Raw genomic sequence first — 15,062 nt, 5'->3', positions numbered from 1 at the left:
TTGATCAGCCGATGATGAACAGGGGCTGGCCGTACTCAACCGGGCCACCGTTCTCGACCACGACTTCCTTGATGACGCCGGACTTGTCGGCTTCGATTTCGTTGAGCAGCTTCATGGCTTCGATGATGCACAGTACATCGCCTTCCTTGACGGTCTGGCCGACTTCGACGAACGGAGGCGCTTCAGGGTTGGGGGCGCGATAGAACGTGCCGACCATGGGGGCCTTGACGGCATGACCCTGCGGTACGGCTGGCGCTGCCGGTGCTGCTGCGGCTGCAGCCGGTGCCGCCACGACCGTGGTGGCCGGCTGGGCCATCATCACGGGCTGGGCAGATGCTTGGGCAAATTTGACGATACGGACCGTGCCATCACCTTCGGTGATTTCCAGTTCGGCGATGCCGGAATCGGCAACCAGGTCGATCAGGGTTTTCAGTTTTCGAAGATCCATGGAATTTCCTGAAAAATTTACAGTGTGCGGGCGGTTCGGCTGGTTGGAGCCAGGGCGCCCCGGTTTACCCGTGCAGGCAGGCGGACTACGCTCGTTTCAGCGTGGCTGCGTAGCGCAGTGCCGCCATGTAGCCTTCTTCGCCCAGGCCCGCAATGACGCCGACGGCAAGATCGGACAGATACGAGTGATGGCGGAAGGGTTCGCGCCGGTGGACGTTGGACAGGTGGACCTCGATGAATGGGAGTTCCACTGCAGCCAAGGCGTCGCGCAAGGCAATGCTGGTGTGCGTGTAGGCGGCCGCATTGATGATGATGATGTCGGTACCATCGTCGCGGGCGGCCTGTATGCGGTCGATCAGCTCTCCTTCGTGATTGCTCTGAAAGGTCAGGACCTCGACGCCCAGCTCCCGGCCCAGCTCGACCAGCTTGCGGTCGATGTCCGCCAGGGTCGTGCTGCCATAGATTTCAGGCTGGCGACGGCCCAGCATATTCAGGTTGGGGCCGTTCAGGATGAGGGCGCGTTTGGGCATTGAGATCCGAAAACCTGTCGATGAGGGGCGTTTTTACTGCCAAATGACGTCTTTTGTCCAGCAGAAGCGTCAGGAATGCGTCGATTCAGGTGTCATGCCCGATAGTGTAGCAGCCAGATCACTGGGATTGATTTCGCCGATGATGGCACGGTTAAGGCTGCCGTCGGCATTGAGCACCAATGTAAAGGGCAGTCCGCCGGTGGGATTGCCCAGTGTGCGCATCAGGTCCGTGCCGCCGGGGCCGGCCAGCAGGATCGGGTAGGTCACCGGGACTTTTTGCAGAAAGGCCCGGATGTTGTCAGCCGAGTCCACGCCGATGCCGACCATGCGGACACCCGGATGCTGTTGTTGGAGCCGTTCGAGATCCGGCATTTCGCGCACACAGGGCGCACACCAGGTGGCCCAGAAGTTGATGACCATGGGCTGGCCGATCCATTGGCGGATCTGCTGGCCCTGTGCGTCGAGGTTCTGGAATTCGCGCACCGTCAGGGCTCCAAGCGCATCAGGCTTGGGAGCGTCGGGCATCGGGGTGGCTGCGACAGGTGTGTTGACCTGTGTGGCAGGCTGCAGGTAGAAGAACAGCAGTCCGGCTGCTGCGAGAGCGAGCAGTGCCGGGATCAGCAGGCGTTTCATGACGACTGACTCCCTGGGTGCGAACGATGTGCCGTATCCAGCGCATCGATCATGACATGGGGAAAACCATGGCTGCAGCGCTCGACCCGGGCCTGCACGCCGTAGACGGTACGCAGCGTCTCGCTTGAGATCACGTTGGCTGAGGGGCCGTCCGTCAGCAGTTTACCCTGATGAAGCATCAGGGCATGGTCGGTATGGCGCAGGGCGATATTGATATCGTGCAGGACAATGACAGTGATCAAGCCGTGTGCCTGCGTTTCCTGGTGCAACAGATCCATGACGTGAAACTGGTAGTTCAGATCCAGTGCCGACAGGGGTTCATCGAGCAGCAGCACACGCGGCCTGCGGATCAGTGCCTGGGCCAGTCCGACCAACTGTTTCTGACCTCCCGACAACTGATCCAGGTAGGCGGAGGCGAGATGGGCGATGCCCAGGCGCTCCAGCAGCGCTTCTACGGCTTCCAGGTCGGGCCGGTGTGTGGCCTGGGCCTGCGCATGGGCCGCCACCAGGACAGACTCGAACACGCGCAGATGCACCGAGGCAGGCAGGGATTGCGGCAGGTAGACGACATGGCGGGCTCGCTCGGCAAAACCGGCGTGTGTCAGATCCTGCGTACCGAGACGGATGTGACCGGAGACGGTGCGGACCAGGCCTGCCAGTGCCTTGAGCAAGGTGGATTTGCCGCTGCCGTTGGGGCCGAGCAGCGCCGTGACGCGACCGGCCTCGATGGGGCGGGCCGTCAGACCGTCGATGATGCGTCGTCGGCCATAGGCGACGGCAAGTTCATCGATCGACAGGGCTGACATGGGGATTGCAGGCGTGGCTGACCCGACTGCAGGAGTGATTTCGGAGGAAGAAACGGACATGGCGGTTCGATGCTGGATCAGGGCAGCCTGCGTCGCAGCACGACGGCAAGGAAGAACGGGATGCCGACCAGTGCGGTGACAATGCCGACCGGCACGATGGAGCCTTCAACGATATTCTTGGAGGCGACGGAGGCCAGCGACAGGATCAGGGCACCTGTCAGCGCACTGCCCGGCAGGTAGAAGCGATGGTCTTCTCCGAACAGCCTGCGGGCAATGTGTGGTGCAACCAGCCCGATGAAACCGATCGTGCCTACGAATGAGACCGCCAGGGCCGACAGCAGGCTGATGCGTGCCAGCGTGCCCAGGCGAACCCGTCCCAGATCGATGCCGAAGCTGGCTGCGCGGTCTTCGCCCAGGCGCAGCGCGGTCAGCTTCCAGGCATTGCGCAGCGAGAGCGGCAGGATCAGCGCCAGTACCAGCGTCAGGGCTCCGACCTTGGCCCAGGTCGAGCGCGACAGGCTGCCCATGGTCCAGAACACCAGACCTTGCAGCGCCTCTGCGCTGGCGATGTACTGCATCAGCGATACCAGTGCATTGAAGGAAAATACCAGCGCGATGCCGAACAGCACCACGCCGGATGCACTCATGCCGCCCCAGCGGGCCACGGCGTCAAGCAGCAGGGCCGAAATCACGGCAAAGACAAATGCATTGAGCGTGATGAACCATTCGGGCGGCAGTCCGGGGATGCCGATGTTCAGCACGATGGCCAGCGAGGCACCGAAGGCCGCCGCAGAAGACAGCCCCAGCGTGAAGGGGCTGGCCAGCGGGTTGTTCAGGATGGTCTGCATTTCGGCACCGGCCAGACCCAGCGCCATGCCGACGATCACGGCCATCAGCGCGGAAGGCAGGCGGATATCCCAGACAATGACGTGGATGGGATTACCGGCACCGTCACCAGGGTGCAGCAGCGTGTCGAGCAACTGGCCCAGTGGCAGGCCCGTGGCACCCATCGTGAAATCCAGCAGCAATGCACTGATGATTGCCAGCGTCATGCCCAGCAACAGGCCCACGCGGCGGCGGGTCATGCTGCGATATAGAACGGAGGATGGGACTGAATGAGATTCTTTTGCCGGTGCCATGCTGCGGATTATCGCAGAAGTTGCAACCGGTTGTTTGCCGTTTCGGCAGCAGGCGTACCCGGATATTCGCGCACGATGCGCTGCAGCGATGTCTTGGCTGCGGCATAGTCGCCCAGTTCGATCTGGCTGCCGGCAATGACCAGCAGGGCGTCGGGCGCACGCGGGTTGGTCGGCGCACTCTTGAGCATGGCGTCAAGTGACTCGATGGCGGCCTTGTAGTCCTTGAGCGCGTAGTGGCTGCTGCCCAGGTAGAAACGGGCCAGTGGCTCCAACGCACTGCTCGGATAGAGCGCCGTGAAGGCCGTCATGAGTTCTGCTGCTTCCCGGTAGCGACCATTGCGGAAATGGTCGATGGCATCATCGTAGGCTTGTTGTTCCTGCTCGTCGCTGACCCGAGGGGTGCCATCGTCAGGTGCCGCATTGCGGGCGGTTGCTTGAGCTGTTTGCTGATCCAGATGTTCGACCTGGTTGCGCAGGCGCGTGATTTCCTGACTCAGGTTCTCGATCTGATCGGCCAATTGCAGACGTGCGCGCTGGTTCTGTTCTGTCATCTGCTGGATCTGCTGGCGCAGTTCGAGAATGGCGCGACGCGACTCATCGTCGGCGAATGCGTGGGCATGCAAGGGCAGGGTGGCCAGCAGGGCTGCGGCCAGGACGGAACGAGAAAATAGGCGCATACGGATACTCCAGTCATGACAATGCCGGCGAATTGCCAGGGTACATCGACATTCATTTTACAGGGACGCAAGAATGAATGCCGATGTACCCGGGGTCCGCCGGCGACGTGCTGGCGCTGGCCTTGAGGCCAGCGCGTCTTGCGCAGGAATCAGCGCTGATAGTTGAAGTCGGTACGGCGGTTTTCCGCGTAATCGGCTTCCGTGTTGCCCAGCGCCTTGGGCTTTTCCTTGCCGAAGCTGATGGCTTCGACTTGCGCATCGTTCACACCCAGCAGGGTCAGTGTACGGCGCACGGCTTCGGCGCGGCGCTGACCCAGTGCCAGGTTGTATTCCGTTCCGCCACGCGCATCGGTATTGCCTTCCAGACGAACCCGTTGCTGCGGGTTGTTGGTCAGGTAGCGGGCATGCAGTTCGACCATGTCACGATACTCGGGCTCGACGACATAGCTGTCGAAGCCGAAATAGACAGAGCGCTGCTGTGCGAGGGGGCTTTGCGGATTGAACGGATCAAGGATCTGACCCGAGCTGGTGCCGGCACCCGTGCCGCTGCCGGACGTGCCAGAGCCATTGGCGGCCTGGTCATCCAGCGATACCGTGCTGCAAGCTGCCAAAGCAGAAGCCAACACAGTGAGGGAGGCAAGTTTGGCAAGACGAAATTTCATGATGGTTCCTTACTGATGAAGGGTCGAAGGTTTATTGGTTGATGCACAAATTGTCAGTTGTTGGGGAAAGGACCCCAGGTCGGTTCGCGCACTTCGCCGTTCAGGACAGACAGGGTCTGACGAACCCGGCCATCGCTCGATACGGCTGCAAGCACACTGCGCCCACCTAGCGACGCAGCATAAATGATTTGCATGCCATTGGGGGCAAAACTGGGGGAAAGATCATCGCGACCATTCGTCAGCAATGTTTCCTGATTTGTCGCAAGATCCAGCGATGCGATACGGAAATCACCGTTTCGCCGCGCAACGTAGAGCAACGTGTTGCCATCCGGTGAGATGCGTGGCGAGATGTTGTAGTTGCCATTAAACGTCAGTCTCTGGGCGTTGCCGCCGTCCAGGCTGGCGCGATAGATCTGCGGGCTGCCACTGCGGTCGCTGGTGAAGATGATGGAACGGCCATCTGGCGTGAAGACGGGTTCTGTATCAATTCCACCAGATTGGGTTACACGTTGCAGGCCCGAGCCATCGCTGGAGTTGATGGTGTAGATCTGAGACAGACCGTCGCGGGTCAGCACCACGGCCAGGCGACTGCCATCCGGCGACCAGGCCGGGGCGCTGTTGTTGCCCTTGTAGTTGGCGACCGGCACGCGTTGGCCCGTGGACAGGTTGTGTGCATAGACGACTGGTTTGCCCGATTCGAAGCTGACGTAGGCCAGGCGTGTACCGTCAGGCGACCAGGTCGGTGAGATGATCGGTTCGCGCGAGCGCAGTGCGACCTGCGGGTTCTGTCCGTCGGCATCGGCGATCTGCAGCTCGAAGGTGTTGCCCTGCTTGAGTACGTAGGCCAGCCGGGTCGAGAAGACCCCCCGCACGCCTGTGATCTTTTCGTAGATGCGGTCGGCGATCTGGTGGCTGATGCGGCGCAGTTGCTGTGCCGTACCTGAGAAAGCCACGCCGTCGAGCTGGTCCTGCAATATAGTGTCGGCCAGCCGGTAGCGGATGTCGTAGCGGGCATCAGCGCCCAGGTTGATGCTGCCGTAGGCGATGCTGTCGGCACCGCGGTTGCGCCATTCGGCGTAGTCAGGCGGTGTATCGGCAGACAGCGTGGCACCACCGGTGCCGATCAGCCGGAATTGGCCGGTGCGCGTCAGGTCGGCGCGGATCACTTCGGTCATGGCGGTGCCTTCGGCACCGGCACCACCAAAGTCGGCAATGGCGATCGGATATTGCGTGGCACCCGTGCCGGAAATGTCGACGCGCAGTTGTGCCTGCGCCGGGGCCATGCTGGCGAGGCTGAATGCGGCCGCCGCGCCCGCAGCGCGAACCCAGCCTGTCGGGGCGTAACGGACGCCTGTGGTGGCTTTTATCATGATGGTGTGCACTCCGAAAGGTTAGTCGTACATTCTATACACAACGTCAATGGACGAAGGATAACGTCCTGACGGGGGCCGGGGGAACGGCGAGCAGCGGCGGATGCCGGTTTCGACTGCACGGTCGAACACCTGGTTGCCTGACGAACGGGCCAGGGCCAGGTTGGTGACCTGTCCGCTGCCGTCGAGCTGTACCCGGAATTGCGCCACCGGATTGTTGGATCCGGTGCGTGCCGGCGAGGCAAACGATACGCCGGGCTGTATGCAGGCACGAACCTGTCCTGCGTAGCCGGCATCGTTCTGCCCGCCTGCCTGGTTGCGATCGGCCGTGCCACCGGGAATGCCTGCCGCACCCGTGGCATCGGCACGCATGCTGTCGCGCAGTTGCTGCATGCGTGCCTCCTGCTCGCGTCGTGCCGCTTCCTCGCGGGCGCGGCGTTCGGCGGCAGCCTTGTCCTGTGCGGCCTTGCGCTCGGCTGCTGCCTTTTCAGCTGCCGCTTTCTCCGCTGCCGCTTTCTCGGCGGCAGCCTTGTCTGCCGCTGCCTTGCGTTCGGCCTCGGCCTGTTCGCGCTGGCGCTGCTCTTCCTGGCGTTTCTGGCGGTCTTCTTCGGCCTGCTTGCGTTCCTGCTCGATTTTCTCGCGTTCGGCACGTTCTGCCGCCTGACGCTCCTGTTGCAGACGTTGCTGTTCCTGGCGCTCTTGCTCGCGACGCTCCCGTTCGCGACGCTGTTGCTCGGCCTGGCGACGCTCCTCTTCCTGCTTGCGGGCTTCTTCCTTGCGCTTTTCCTCAAGCGCGATCTCGGGATCGGGCTGTGGGTCCGGGCGCACATCGGGTGTTGGCTGTGGTGCCGGCTCGGGTTCGGGCGGAGGTTCGGGGCGCGGTTCGGGCCTGGCTGGTTCGGTCGGCGTCGGCACGGGTTGTTCTGGTTCCGGCACCGGCTCAGGGGCGTTGTCGGGCGAATTGCCGTCGGCCCAGAGTGTGATCTGTACCGGGTTGGGGTCGTTGGGTGTGCTGAGCATCGTGCCCAGCCAGATGACCAGGACCAGCCCGAGGTGCACGCCCAGAGATTGCAGCAGGGCGCGGCGGTTGTCCTCGTGCCGGGGTGGCTCGATATGATCTGACTGGGAGGGGTGGTTATCGCGGGACATGGCTGCAGGAGCCTCCGTGTCAGGGGCGGCGTTGGCCGGGGGCGGGTTCGCTCTTCTGGTCGACCAGCAGGCCGAGCTGGCTGACACCGCTGCGGCGCAGGTCGTCCATGACCTTCATGACAGTTTCATAGGGCACTTTGCCATCGGCGGCGATCACCACTGGCTGTTCAGGCTGCAGTCGTGCCAATACCGTGGCGGTCAACTGGTCGGCTGCCACCTGCTCGGTCGCGCTGCCGGTATCCCGGTCACGGACGGCAAACGCACCTTTTTCATCGATCTGCACTTCGAAGGGCTTGCGCGGAATGCTTTCCGCCTGGCCGACCGTGGGCAGATTGATGAGGCCGGGCGTGACCAGGGGGGCGGTCACCATGAAGATGACCAGCAGTACCAGCATCACGTCGATATAGGGTACGACGTTGATCTCGTTCTTGATGCGCCGCTGGCCGCGGCGGTTGCCCGCACGTATCGAAGACATCAGCGCACCTGGCGTTGCAGAATGTTGAGAAACTCTTCGGAAAAGCTTTCGAAGCGGATCGACAGACGATCGACGGCATGCGTGAATCGATTGTAGGCGACCACGGCAGGAATGGCGGCAAACAGGCCGATGGCGGTGGCAATCAGCGCTTCTGCAATACCGGGTGCAACCGACGCCAGCGAGGCTTGTTGCACGTTGGCCAGGCCGACGAAGGCATGCATGATGCCCCAGACCGTGCCGAGCAGGCCGATGTAGGGACTGACCGAACCGGCCGATGCCAGGAAGTTCAGGCGCGATTCAAGTTCGTCTACTTCGCGTTGGTACGCCGCCGTCATGGCACGGCGGGCACCGTCGAGCGGCGCATGGGGATCGGACGTGGATTTGTTGCGGGCCTTCAGGAATTCGGTCATGCCCGCATCGAAAATGCGTGCCAGCGGACCATGTTCGTCACGCTGGCGACTGATGGATTGCTGGAGCATCGACAGGTCGCCGCCCGACCAGAAATCCTTCTCGAAGCGGCGTGTCTGCGTGTCGGCATCCTTGATGGCGCGATGCTTGCTGAAGATGTAGGTCCATGAAACGACCGATATGGCCACCAGCAACAGCATCACCAGCTGCACAGGCACGCTGGCCTGCAGCACCAGCGAAAGAATCGACATATCGTGTGTGGCTTCCATGATTGGGAGGTATTCCTCGATCGAGAGCGGTTCGTGTAAAAGTGTAGAAACGATGGGCGTAAAAAAATCCGGACCGTCTACGGGAGGGACGGGCGGACGTGCGACGCCAGTGTAGCGCGCAGCGCCTCGGGGATGGGGGCTGGTCGCATGCTGGATGTGTTCACGCAACAGACTTTGATATTGCCTTGCGTCAACAGTTCCCCATTGCGCCAGACCTGCTGAAAAAACGTGACCGAAGCGCGACCCAGTGCCGAAATGTCGCTGCGGATCTCGAGCAGGTCATCCAGGCGGGCCGGCTTGCGGTAATCCATGTCCAGTGCCCTGACCACGAAGATCACCTGCTCGCGCCCGGCGATCTCGTGCTGGTGAAAGTCCAGGGCTCGCAGCCATTCGGTGCGGGCCCGTTCCATGAATTTCAGGTAGTTGGCGTAGAACACGACCCCGCCCGCGTCGGTGTCTTCATAATAGATACGTACGGGGAAGACAAAACCCGAAGCGGTCGTTGCTGCCTGATTCATGAGGGTCGTGTACTCCTTTGGTCAGCCCAGCTCGGCGAGTCGGGCCACAATGACGCCGAGGGCTTCGCTGGTCTGTACCTGCTGGCTCTCGGCCTGTTTGCGTGCCTGCAATTCAATCATATTTTCCTTGAGGCTGCGTTCTCCAACTGTTACACGAAGCGGCACGCCGATCAGTTCCCATTCCGCGAACATCACACCCGGTCGCTGGTCACGATCATCCAGGATCACATCGATGCCCTCGGCCTTGAGTCCTTCGTACAGACGCTCGGCTTCGGCCCGGACGGCTTCGCTCTTGTTCCAGCCGACCGGGCAGATCACCACTTCGAAAGGTGCCAGGGCACGCGGCCAGACAATGCCGCGTTCGTCATGGTTCTGCTCGATGGCCGCGGCGGCGATCCGGCTGATGCCAATGCCGTAGCAGCCCATCTGCAGGGCGGCGGGCTTGCCATTCTCGTCCAGGTAGGTTGCCTTGAGCGCCGACGAGTACTTGTCGCCCAGGAAGAAAACATGGCCCACTTCGATGCCGCGTTGCATCAGCAGGCGTCCGTTGCCGGAAGGGGGCACGTCGCCTTCGACCACATTGCGCAGGTCCGTGACCAGCTCCGGTTCGGGCAGGTCGCGGCCCCAGTTCACGCCGGTGTAGTGGAAGTCGACTTCGTTGGCACCGCAGACGAAATCGTGCATGTTGGCAACCGTGGTATCGACCACCACCTTGACGGGGCGCGTCGTCCCGATCGGCCCCAGATAACCCGGCAGGCAGCCGAAATGCTCGACGATCTCGGATTCGGATGCAAAGCGAAAGCCCTGATCCAGCCCGGGCACCTTGCCTGCCTTGATTTCGTTCAGATCATGATCGCCGCGCAGCAGCAGCAGCCAGATCGTCGGGGCCTTGTCTGCGTGGTCGGTCGCCAGCACCAGCGACTTGACGGTGTGTGCCAGTGGCAGGCTGAGCAGGTCGGCCACGGCCTCGCACTTGGCCGCGCCGGGTGTGGACGTCTTGATCAGCGGTTCGGCAGCTGCGGCACGTTCTGCAATCAGGCACGGTGCGGCAGCCAGCTCGATGTTGGCGGCGTAGTCCGAATCGGGGTCATACACGATCACGTCTTCGCCGGTATCGGCAATCACCTGGAACTCATGGCTGCGCGAGCCGCCGATCGATCCGGTATCGGCAGCCACGGCGCGAAACTCCAGCCCCAGGCGCGAGAAAATGCGCTGATAGGCCGCGTACATGTCATCGTAGCTGGCCTGCGCGGCCTCTGCCGAGCGGTCGAAGGAATAGGCATCCTTCATGGTGAACTCGCGGCCCCGCATCAGGCCGAAGCGAGGCCGGCGTTCGTCGCGGAACTTGGTCTGGATATGGTAGAAATTGAGTGGCAGCTGGCGCCAGCTGTGGATTTCGTTGCGGGCGATATCCGTGATGACCTCTTCGGACGTCGGTTGCAGCACGAAGTCGCGCTGGTGACGATCCTTGATGCGCAACAGTTCAGGGCCGTACTGCTCCCAGCGGCCTGACTCCACCCACAGTTCTGCGGGTTGCACGACAGGCATCAGCAGTTCGATGGCGCCGGCAGCGTTCATCTCCTCGCGCACGATCCTTTCGATACGGCGCAGCACTTTCAGGCCCAGCGGCATATAGGTATAGATCCCGCCCGCCAGACGGCGTATCATGCCGGCCCGCGTCATCAGGCGGTGGCTGGCGACTTCGGCTTCGGAAGGCGCTTCTTTGAGGGTGTTCAGGTGATATTTGGATGCACGCATGAAAGATTGTTGCCAGTGATCGGTTCTGAAAAGACTCTAAAAAGGGTCGGAGGTACGTATAATCAACTTCAATTGTATTGAATTCGCTGGAGGCGGCCATGCTGGATCGTGAAGGCTACCGTCCCAATGTCGGCATTATCCTCGTAAACGGCAAAAATGAGGTCTTCTGGGGCAAACGGATCAGGCAGCATTCCTGGCAGTTTCCCCAAGGCGGGATCAAGCATGGCGAGAGTCCCGTTCAGGCCATGTACCGTGAGCTGCACGAGGAGGTGGGCCTCAGGCCCGAGCATGTCCGCATCCTGGGGCGCACGCGTGACTGGTTGCGCTATAACGTTCCTGAACATTTTATCCGGCGTGATTGCCGGGGGCACTACAAGGGGCAGAAGCAGATCTGGTTTCTGTTGCGGCTGGTCGGCAAGGATACCGATGTGTGCCTGCGGGCCTGCTCGCATCCCGAGTTCGATGCCTGGCGCTGGAGTGACTACTGGGTGCCTCTGGAGTCCGTGATCGAGTTCAAGCGCGAAGTCTATACGCTGGCACTCAACGAACTATCCGGCATCCTGTTTCGTCGCCAGAGCGAGGCTCGCTATCTTCGTCAGCGGGCCCGGCCTCCGGTAACGGCAGTCGTCCAGAGCTGACAGATAGTGAAGTTGGGTAAAAAATTAAGGCAAATTGCCGGGCACCACCGTGTGCCGGACTGTGATGGTTTACGATAACGCCCATGTTGCAAGACCTAGATAAACTCGCCGCCCGTATCGGGCAATTGGTTCAGACGGTGCGTCAGTTGCAGTCCGAGCGCACCGATCTGCATGCCCGCCTGGTGCGGGCCGATACAGAGCGGCAGGCGCTGGAGCGCCGCTGCGCCGAACTTGACGAACAGTTCATGACGTTGAGCGCCAAGGCCGGCGAGCATGCCTCCGAGATGTCCGACCTGCGTACCCAGCTTGAGGCGGGGCAGCAGGATGCCCGTGGGCAGGCAGAGCAACTGCGTGTCCAGCTCGAAACCGAGCGTGTCGCCGCCGAGGCTCGTGAGCAGGCATTGCTGCACCAGATCAAGGGTCAGGAGCAGGATGCCAGTCAGTTGCGTTTTGCGGCGCATCAGGCCCGTGAGCGCGTCGATGCCTTGCTGGCCCGGTTGCCCGGTGGTCAGGTCCAGCAAGGAGGTGCGTGATGGAGCGCGTCGATGTCACGATTCTTGGTCGGGAATATTCCCTCGTATGTGCAGCATCCGAACGTGAGTCTCTCCTGGCTGCTGTAAAGCATGCCGATCGTCTTATGGGCAGTATCCATGCTTCCGGCAAGATTTCCGGCAATGAGCGCATTGCGGTAATGGCTGCCATTGCAATCGCTGGCGAGCTTTTGACCATGAAAGCGCCCGATGGACCCCTGGGCGGCTTGGCGATTGGCGACTTCAAGCGTAGAATTGAAGACATGAACACCATGATCGATGGTGTACTGGATTCATAAGTTTAAGTCCCTGCCGTGTTCGTGACCTGGTCATATATTCTCTGAACCTATGCCATATGGCTAAACGGTTGCAGGATCGGTCGTAGGTGAGATCGTCTCTAGTCAGACGAACCCGAAGCGGCCCTGAAAGCGGCCAACTTGAACCTGAGGGTTCGAGATGCCGACCTAGACGGCACAGGCGGGGCAAATACATGGGGTCTGTCAGCTACAAGCTGGCAGACCCTTTTTTCTTGCCGGTTCGGCACATGACAACCAAAGAGGATATCCATGGCACTCACACGCATTGCAACCTCACGATTCGGCAAGCACGCAGTGCTGGGGGCATTGTTGCTGTCAGGCAGCATGAGCGCTGCCCTTGGCGCGCCCGGCGAGCGACCGCTCGAGCGCCATGACCGGCCCACACGCCTGACCCTGCAGGCAGGTGCGTCGACGGAGGTGCAGCAAGACACCGTCAATATTACGCTGGCTTCTGAAATTGAGGCGGCCAGCGAGGCGGCAGTCAGCGAGCCGTTGACTCAGCGCATGGCGAAAGTCATGGAGGCCGCCAAGCATGCTTCTGACGTCAAGGCGCACACAGGGGGTTACCGGATCTGGCCCAATACGGACCGTGATGGGAAGATCACTGCCTGGCGCGGGCGTGCCGAAGTCAATCTGGAATCAAAGGATTTTGGTGCGGCTTCCAGGCTGGCGGCAGAAGTCAGCGCCGAGATGCCGATTGCCGGCCTCTATTTTTCGCTGTCGGAGCAGGCCCGTACCGAGCAGGAAAAGCAGTTGCTGCGCCAGGCGGCGACAGCATTTCGCGAACGCGCCCAGGAGGCGGCCGAAGCATTTGGCTTTACGGGTTACCAGATCCGCAAGCTCGACCTGGGTGGCAGTGGCATGGCCTACGAGCAATCGCGTGTGCGGATGGGGGCGGCCCCAGCCATGATGTCACTCAAGGCCGACAGTGCGCCGGTGCCGCTTGAAGCTGATACTGTCAGTGTCAGTGTGTCGGTCAATGGCGAGGTTGAGCTGCAGGGCGTCGGGTCCACAGGAAAATAATCACGCCGGCCGCGATCATGGGCAGGGACAGCCACTGTCCCATGCTCAGGTTGGCGGCCAGCAGTCCAAGGAAGTCATCCGGTTCGCGGGCAAACTCCGCCACGAATCGGCACAGCCCGTATCCGATCAGGAACACTGCCGACACCTGGCCGACAGGCCGGGGCTTGCGGGCAAACCACCACAATACGGCAAACAGCAGCAGGCCTTCGAGGGTCATCTGGTAAAGCTGGGAAGGATGGCGGGCAATGCCATCGCCGGCCTGCGGAAACACCATGCCCCAGGGAAGATCTGTGGGGCGGCCCCACAACTCGCCATTGATGAAGTTGCCGAGTCGGCCAGCCGCGAGGCCGAGCGGGATCAGGGGGGCAGTCAGGTCTCCCACTTCCAGCAATGACATTTTCCGGCTGCGTGCAAACAGCAGCAATGCGATGACGACGCCAAGCAGACCACCGTGAAAGGCCATGCCGCCTTCCCATACCTTGAGGATGTCGATGGGATGCGCAAGATAGTATTCAAACTTGTAGAACAGAATATAGCCCAGGCGACCACCAAGAACGACGCCCACCACACAATAGAAAATAAGATCTTCCAGGTCACGCAGCGACAGCCGGCTCAGGCCATGGTTGATACGCCATCGCCCCAGCAGCCAGGCCAGGGAAAAGCCCAGCAGGTACATCAGGCCGTACCAATGGACGGCCAGCGGGCCGATGCTGAAGGCAATGGGGTCGAAGGCAGGATGTTGAAGCATGGGCGGTCGTGATGTAAATGGATAGGGCATCATAACCGGATCGCGATCCGGCGGCAGCCGATGCTTGCCGCTGGCGGGCACTGCCTGTCGGCGAGAGATGGCTGTATCGTAGAGGGCCAGGATAGCTGATGCGAGCTATCGTATGGCTGCTATATATAGAGGAGAGAAAGATCATGAGTCAGCATGACAAGGCCTTGTTCGGTGGCGGCTGCTTCTGGTGCACCGAGGCTGTTTTTTTGCGTGTGCGTGGCGTCACCGCTGTCGTGCCCGGATATGCGGGCGGCTCAACCTCGTCTCCTTCCTATCAGGCCGTGTGTCGGGGGGATGGCGGGCACATCGAAGTCGTGGAGATCGCTTACGACCCTGCGCGGGTGTCCTATGCCGACTTGTTGCGCGTCTTTTTCGCAACCCATGACCCGACCTCGCAAGATCGGCAGGGGGCGGATGCTGGCATCCAGTATCGTTCCGTCGTGTTCTACCAGGATGAGATGCAGCACAGGCAAGTGCAGGAAGTGATCGCCGAACTCGTGAATGAACGGGTCTATGCGAAACCCATCGTGACACAGGTGTTGCCTGCGCCGATATTCTGGCCGGCCGAAGACTATCACCACAATTACTTTGCGCAGCACCCGGAACAGGGGTACTGCAATATGGTGATTGCACCCAAGGTGGCCGCGTTCCGAAAACGTTTTTTCTGCCTTGCTTGACGGTTCCTGATTTTCGGTGCTATAGTCTCGCTCCTTCGCAGTTCAGACGGACCAGACCTTGAGGCAAACGCCCAGGTGGTTGTTGGAAGCGCGGCGGATTTGGCAGGTTTGTTTTGAGGTTTGAAATAAACTTGCCGGATGCGGTACCTGAAGAGTGAAAAGGTGTTATAGTTTCGCTCCTCGAGTTTGAAGGTGATCCGGGAAAACCCGGAAGGGGCTGAGAGATTGGTTCCGGCGGTTGCAAACAACGACTTGCCA

Annotated in this window: 19 protein-coding genes and 1 other RNA gene; 6 read left to right on the top strand and 14 right to left on the bottom strand. The window is 61.2% G+C overall.

Features of this window, described 5'->3' with window-relative positions; all coding sequences use genetic code 11:
* Positions 1-4: 4 nt before the first annotated feature.
* The 13 genes from accB to ABN482_RS03785 all read right to left on the bottom strand — a co-directional run bounded on the left by accB (position 5) and on the right by ABN482_RS03785 (position 10,841).
* Complete coding sequence (gene accB / locus ABN482_RS03845; RefSeq protein WP_349502742.1) at positions 5-448, bottom strand: acetyl-CoA carboxylase biotin carboxyl carrier protein; 444 nt, start codon at positions 446-448, stop codon at positions 5-7.
* Between the two features lie 85 nt (positions 449-533).
* The gene (gene aroQ / locus ABN482_RS03840) at positions 534-977 is read right to left on the bottom strand and encodes a type II 3-dehydroquinate dehydratase (protein ID WP_349502741.1); all 444 of its coding nucleotides are present in this window, start codon (positions 975-977) and stop codon (positions 534-536) included.
* A gap of 69 nt (positions 978-1,046) precedes the next feature.
* Positions 1,047-1,610, bottom strand: coding sequence for a TlpA family protein disulfide reductase (locus tag ABN482_RS03835; protein WP_349502740.1), 564 nt, complete (start codon positions 1,608-1,610; stop codon positions 1,047-1,049).
* The gene (locus ABN482_RS03830) at positions 1,607-2,416 is read right to left on the bottom strand and encodes an ABC transporter ATP-binding protein (RefSeq protein WP_349502739.1); all 810 of its coding nucleotides are present in this window, start codon (positions 2,414-2,416) and stop codon (positions 1,607-1,609) included. The genes ABN482_RS03835 and ABN482_RS03830 overlap by 4 nt, the downstream gene beginning before the upstream one ends.
* 77 nt (positions 2,417-2,493) lie before the next feature.
* The gene (locus ABN482_RS03825; RefSeq protein WP_349502738.1) at positions 2,494-3,501 is read right to left on the bottom strand and encodes a FecCD family ABC transporter permease; all 1,008 of its coding nucleotides are present in this window, start codon (positions 3,499-3,501) and stop codon (positions 2,494-2,496) included.
* A 62-nt stretch (positions 3,502-3,563) separates the two neighbouring features.
* Positions 3,564-4,232: a tol-pal system protein YbgF gene (gene ybgF / locus ABN482_RS03820; protein ID WP_349502737.1), complete on the bottom strand. Its 669-nt coding sequence runs from the start codon at positions 4,230-4,232 to the stop codon at positions 3,564-3,566.
* A gap of 149 nt (positions 4,233-4,381) precedes the next feature.
* Positions 4,382-4,894 (bottom strand): peptidoglycan-associated lipoprotein Pal, encoded by a 513-nt coding sequence (pal, locus tag ABN482_RS03815; RefSeq protein ID WP_349502736.1) that lies wholly within the window; start codon positions 4,892-4,894, stop codon positions 4,382-4,384.
* A 53-nt stretch (positions 4,895-4,947) separates the two neighbouring features.
* Entirely contained in the window at positions 4,948-6,264 is a 1,317-nt protein-coding gene (gene tolB, locus ABN482_RS03810) for a Tol-Pal system beta propeller repeat protein TolB (protein WP_349502735.1), read from the bottom strand.
* Positions 6,265-6,285: 21 nt separating this feature from the next.
* The gene (gene tolA / locus ABN482_RS03805; RefSeq protein ID WP_349502734.1) at positions 6,286-7,413 is read right to left on the bottom strand and encodes a cell envelope integrity protein TolA; all 1,128 of its coding nucleotides are present in this window, start codon (positions 7,411-7,413) and stop codon (positions 6,286-6,288) included.
* Positions 7,414-7,432: 19 nt separating this feature from the next.
* Positions 7,433-7,888: a protein TolR gene (gene tolR / locus ABN482_RS03800; protein WP_349502733.1), complete on the bottom strand. Its 456-nt coding sequence runs from the start codon at positions 7,886-7,888 to the stop codon at positions 7,433-7,435.
* Positions 7,888-8,565, bottom strand: coding sequence for a protein TolQ (gene tolQ, locus ABN482_RS03795; protein ID WP_349502732.1), 678 nt, complete (start codon positions 8,563-8,565; stop codon positions 7,888-7,890). The genes tolR and tolQ overlap by 1 nt, the downstream gene beginning before the upstream one ends.
* Positions 8,566-8,642: 77 nt before the next feature.
* Positions 8,643-9,083 carry a tol-pal system-associated acyl-CoA thioesterase gene (ybgC, locus tag ABN482_RS03790; RefSeq protein WP_349502731.1) on the bottom strand — a complete coding sequence of 147 codons (441 nt, stop codon included), beginning with the start codon at positions 9,081-9,083 and terminating at the stop codon, positions 8,643-8,645.
* A gap of 21 nt (positions 9,084-9,104) precedes the next feature.
* Complete coding sequence (locus ABN482_RS03785) at positions 9,105-10,841, bottom strand: proline--tRNA ligase (RefSeq protein ID WP_349502730.1); 1,737 nt, start codon at positions 10,839-10,841, stop codon at positions 9,105-9,107.
* Positions 10,842-10,939: 98 nt separating this feature from the next.
* Between ABN482_RS03785 and ABN482_RS03780 the strand changes: the two genes are divergently transcribed.
* The 5 genes from ABN482_RS03780 (at position 10,940) to ABN482_RS03760 (ending at position 13,349) form a co-directional block, all read left to right on the top strand.
* Positions 10,940-11,479, top strand: a complete 540-nt coding sequence (locus ABN482_RS03780) for an RNA pyrophosphohydrolase (RefSeq protein WP_349502729.1) — start codon at positions 10,940-10,942, stop codon at positions 11,477-11,479.
* A gap of 83 nt (positions 11,480-11,562) precedes the next feature.
* Positions 11,563-12,012, top strand: a complete 450-nt coding sequence (locus ABN482_RS03775; protein WP_349502728.1) for a hypothetical protein — start codon at positions 11,563-11,565, stop codon at positions 12,010-12,012.
* Positions 12,012-12,308: a cell division protein ZapA gene (locus tag ABN482_RS03770; protein WP_349502727.1), complete on the top strand. Its 297-nt coding sequence runs from the start codon at positions 12,012-12,014 to the stop codon at positions 12,306-12,308. Before ABN482_RS03775 ends, ABN482_RS03770 begins: the two co-directional genes overlap by 1 nt.
* A 4-nt stretch (positions 12,309-12,312) precedes the next feature.
* Positions 12,313-12,497, top strand: a non-coding RNA gene (ssrS, locus tag ABN482_RS03765) — 6S RNA.
* Positions 12,498-12,575: 78 nt separating this feature from the next.
* A complete protein-coding gene (locus ABN482_RS03760; protein ID WP_349502726.1) occupies positions 12,576-13,349 on the top strand; it encodes an SIMPL domain-containing protein in 774 nt (257 codons plus the stop codon).
* On the opposite strand, the gene lgt is transcribed toward ABN482_RS03760, so the two are convergent.
* Positions 13,303-14,097: a prolipoprotein diacylglyceryl transferase gene (lgt, locus tag ABN482_RS03755; protein WP_349502725.1), complete on the bottom strand. Its 795-nt coding sequence runs from the start codon at positions 14,095-14,097 to the stop codon at positions 13,303-13,305. The genes ABN482_RS03760 and lgt overlap by 47 nt on opposite strands.
* A gap of 128 nt (positions 14,098-14,225) precedes the next feature.
* On the opposite strand from lgt, the gene msrA reads away from it, so the two are divergent.
* Complete coding sequence (msrA, locus tag ABN482_RS03750) at positions 14,226-14,804, top strand: peptide-methionine (S)-S-oxide reductase MsrA (protein ID WP_502877228.1); 579 nt, start codon at positions 14,226-14,228, stop codon at positions 14,802-14,804.
* The last annotated feature ends 258 nt before the right edge of the window (positions 14,805-15,062 follow it).

Origin of the sequence: Corticimicrobacter sp., from assembly GCF_040137905.1 — a bacterium.
Lineage (GTDB): Bacteria > Pseudomonadota > Gammaproteobacteria > Burkholderiales > Burkholderiaceae_B > Corticimicrobacter.
The sequence above is the reverse complement of the archived record's forward strand: the minus strand, read 5'-3'. Positions and strand labels throughout refer to the sequence as shown.

Bases quoted from the DNA above. Each gene is read 5' to 3' on its own strand.
- accB (WP_349502742.1), bottom strand. From the start codon at position 448: ATGGATCTTCGAAAACTGAAAACCCTGATCGACCTGGTTGCCGATTCC.
- aroQ (WP_349502741.1), bottom strand. From the start codon at position 977: ATGCCCAAACGCGCCCTCATCCTGAACGGCCCCAACCTGAATATGCTG.
- ABN482_RS03835 (WP_349502740.1), bottom strand. From the start codon at position 1,610: ATGAAACGCCTGCTGATCCCGGCACTGCTCGCTCTCGCAGCAGCCGGA.
- ABN482_RS03830 (WP_349502739.1), bottom strand. From the start codon at position 2,416: ATGTCAGCCCTGTCGATCGATGAACTTGCCGTCGCCTATGGCCGACGA.
- ABN482_RS03825 (WP_349502738.1), bottom strand. From the start codon at position 3,501: ATGACCCGCCGCCGCGTGGGCCTGTTGCTGGGCATGACGCTGGCAATC.
- ybgF (WP_349502737.1), bottom strand. From the start codon at position 4,232: ATGCGCCTATTTTCTCGTTCCGTCCTGGCCGCAGCCCTGCTGGCCACC.
- pal (WP_349502736.1), bottom strand. From the start codon at position 4,894: ATGAAATTTCGTCTTGCCAAACTTGCCTCCCTCACTGTGTTGGCTTCT.
- tolB (WP_349502735.1), bottom strand. From the start codon at position 6,264: ATGATAAAAGCCACCACAGGCGTCCGTTACGCCCCGACAGGCTGGGTT.
- tolA (WP_349502734.1), bottom strand. From the start codon at position 7,413: ATGTCCCGCGATAACCACCCCTCCCAGTCAGATCATATCGAGCCACCC.
- tolR (WP_349502733.1), bottom strand. From the start codon at position 7,888: ATGTCTTCGATACGTGCGGGCAACCGCCGCGGCCAGCGGCGCATCAAG.
- tolQ (WP_349502732.1), bottom strand. From the start codon at position 8,565: ATGGAAGCCACACACGATATGTCGATTCTTTCGCTGGTGCTGCAGGCC.
- ybgC (WP_349502731.1), bottom strand. From the start codon at position 9,083: ATGAATCAGGCAGCAACGACCGCTTCGGGTTTTGTCTTCCCCGTACGT.
- ABN482_RS03785 (WP_349502730.1), bottom strand. From the start codon at position 10,841: ATGCGTGCATCCAAATATCACCTGAACACCCTCAAAGAAGCGCCTTCC.
- ABN482_RS03780 (WP_349502729.1), top strand. From the start codon at position 10,940: ATGCTGGATCGTGAAGGCTACCGTCCCAATGTCGGCATTATCCTCGTA.
- ABN482_RS03775 (WP_349502728.1), top strand. From the start codon at position 11,563: ATGTTGCAAGACCTAGATAAACTCGCCGCCCGTATCGGGCAATTGGTT.
- ABN482_RS03770 (WP_349502727.1), top strand. From the start codon at position 12,012: ATGGAGCGCGTCGATGTCACGATTCTTGGTCGGGAATATTCCCTCGTA.
- ABN482_RS03760 (WP_349502726.1), top strand. From the start codon at position 12,576: ATGGCACTCACACGCATTGCAACCTCACGATTCGGCAAGCACGCAGTG.
- lgt (WP_349502725.1), bottom strand. From the start codon at position 14,097: ATGCTTCAACATCCTGCCTTCGACCCCATTGCCTTCAGCATCGGCCCG.
- msrA (WP_502877228.1), top strand. From the start codon at position 14,226: ATGCGAGCTATCGTATGGCTGCTATATATAGAGGAGAGAAAGATCATG.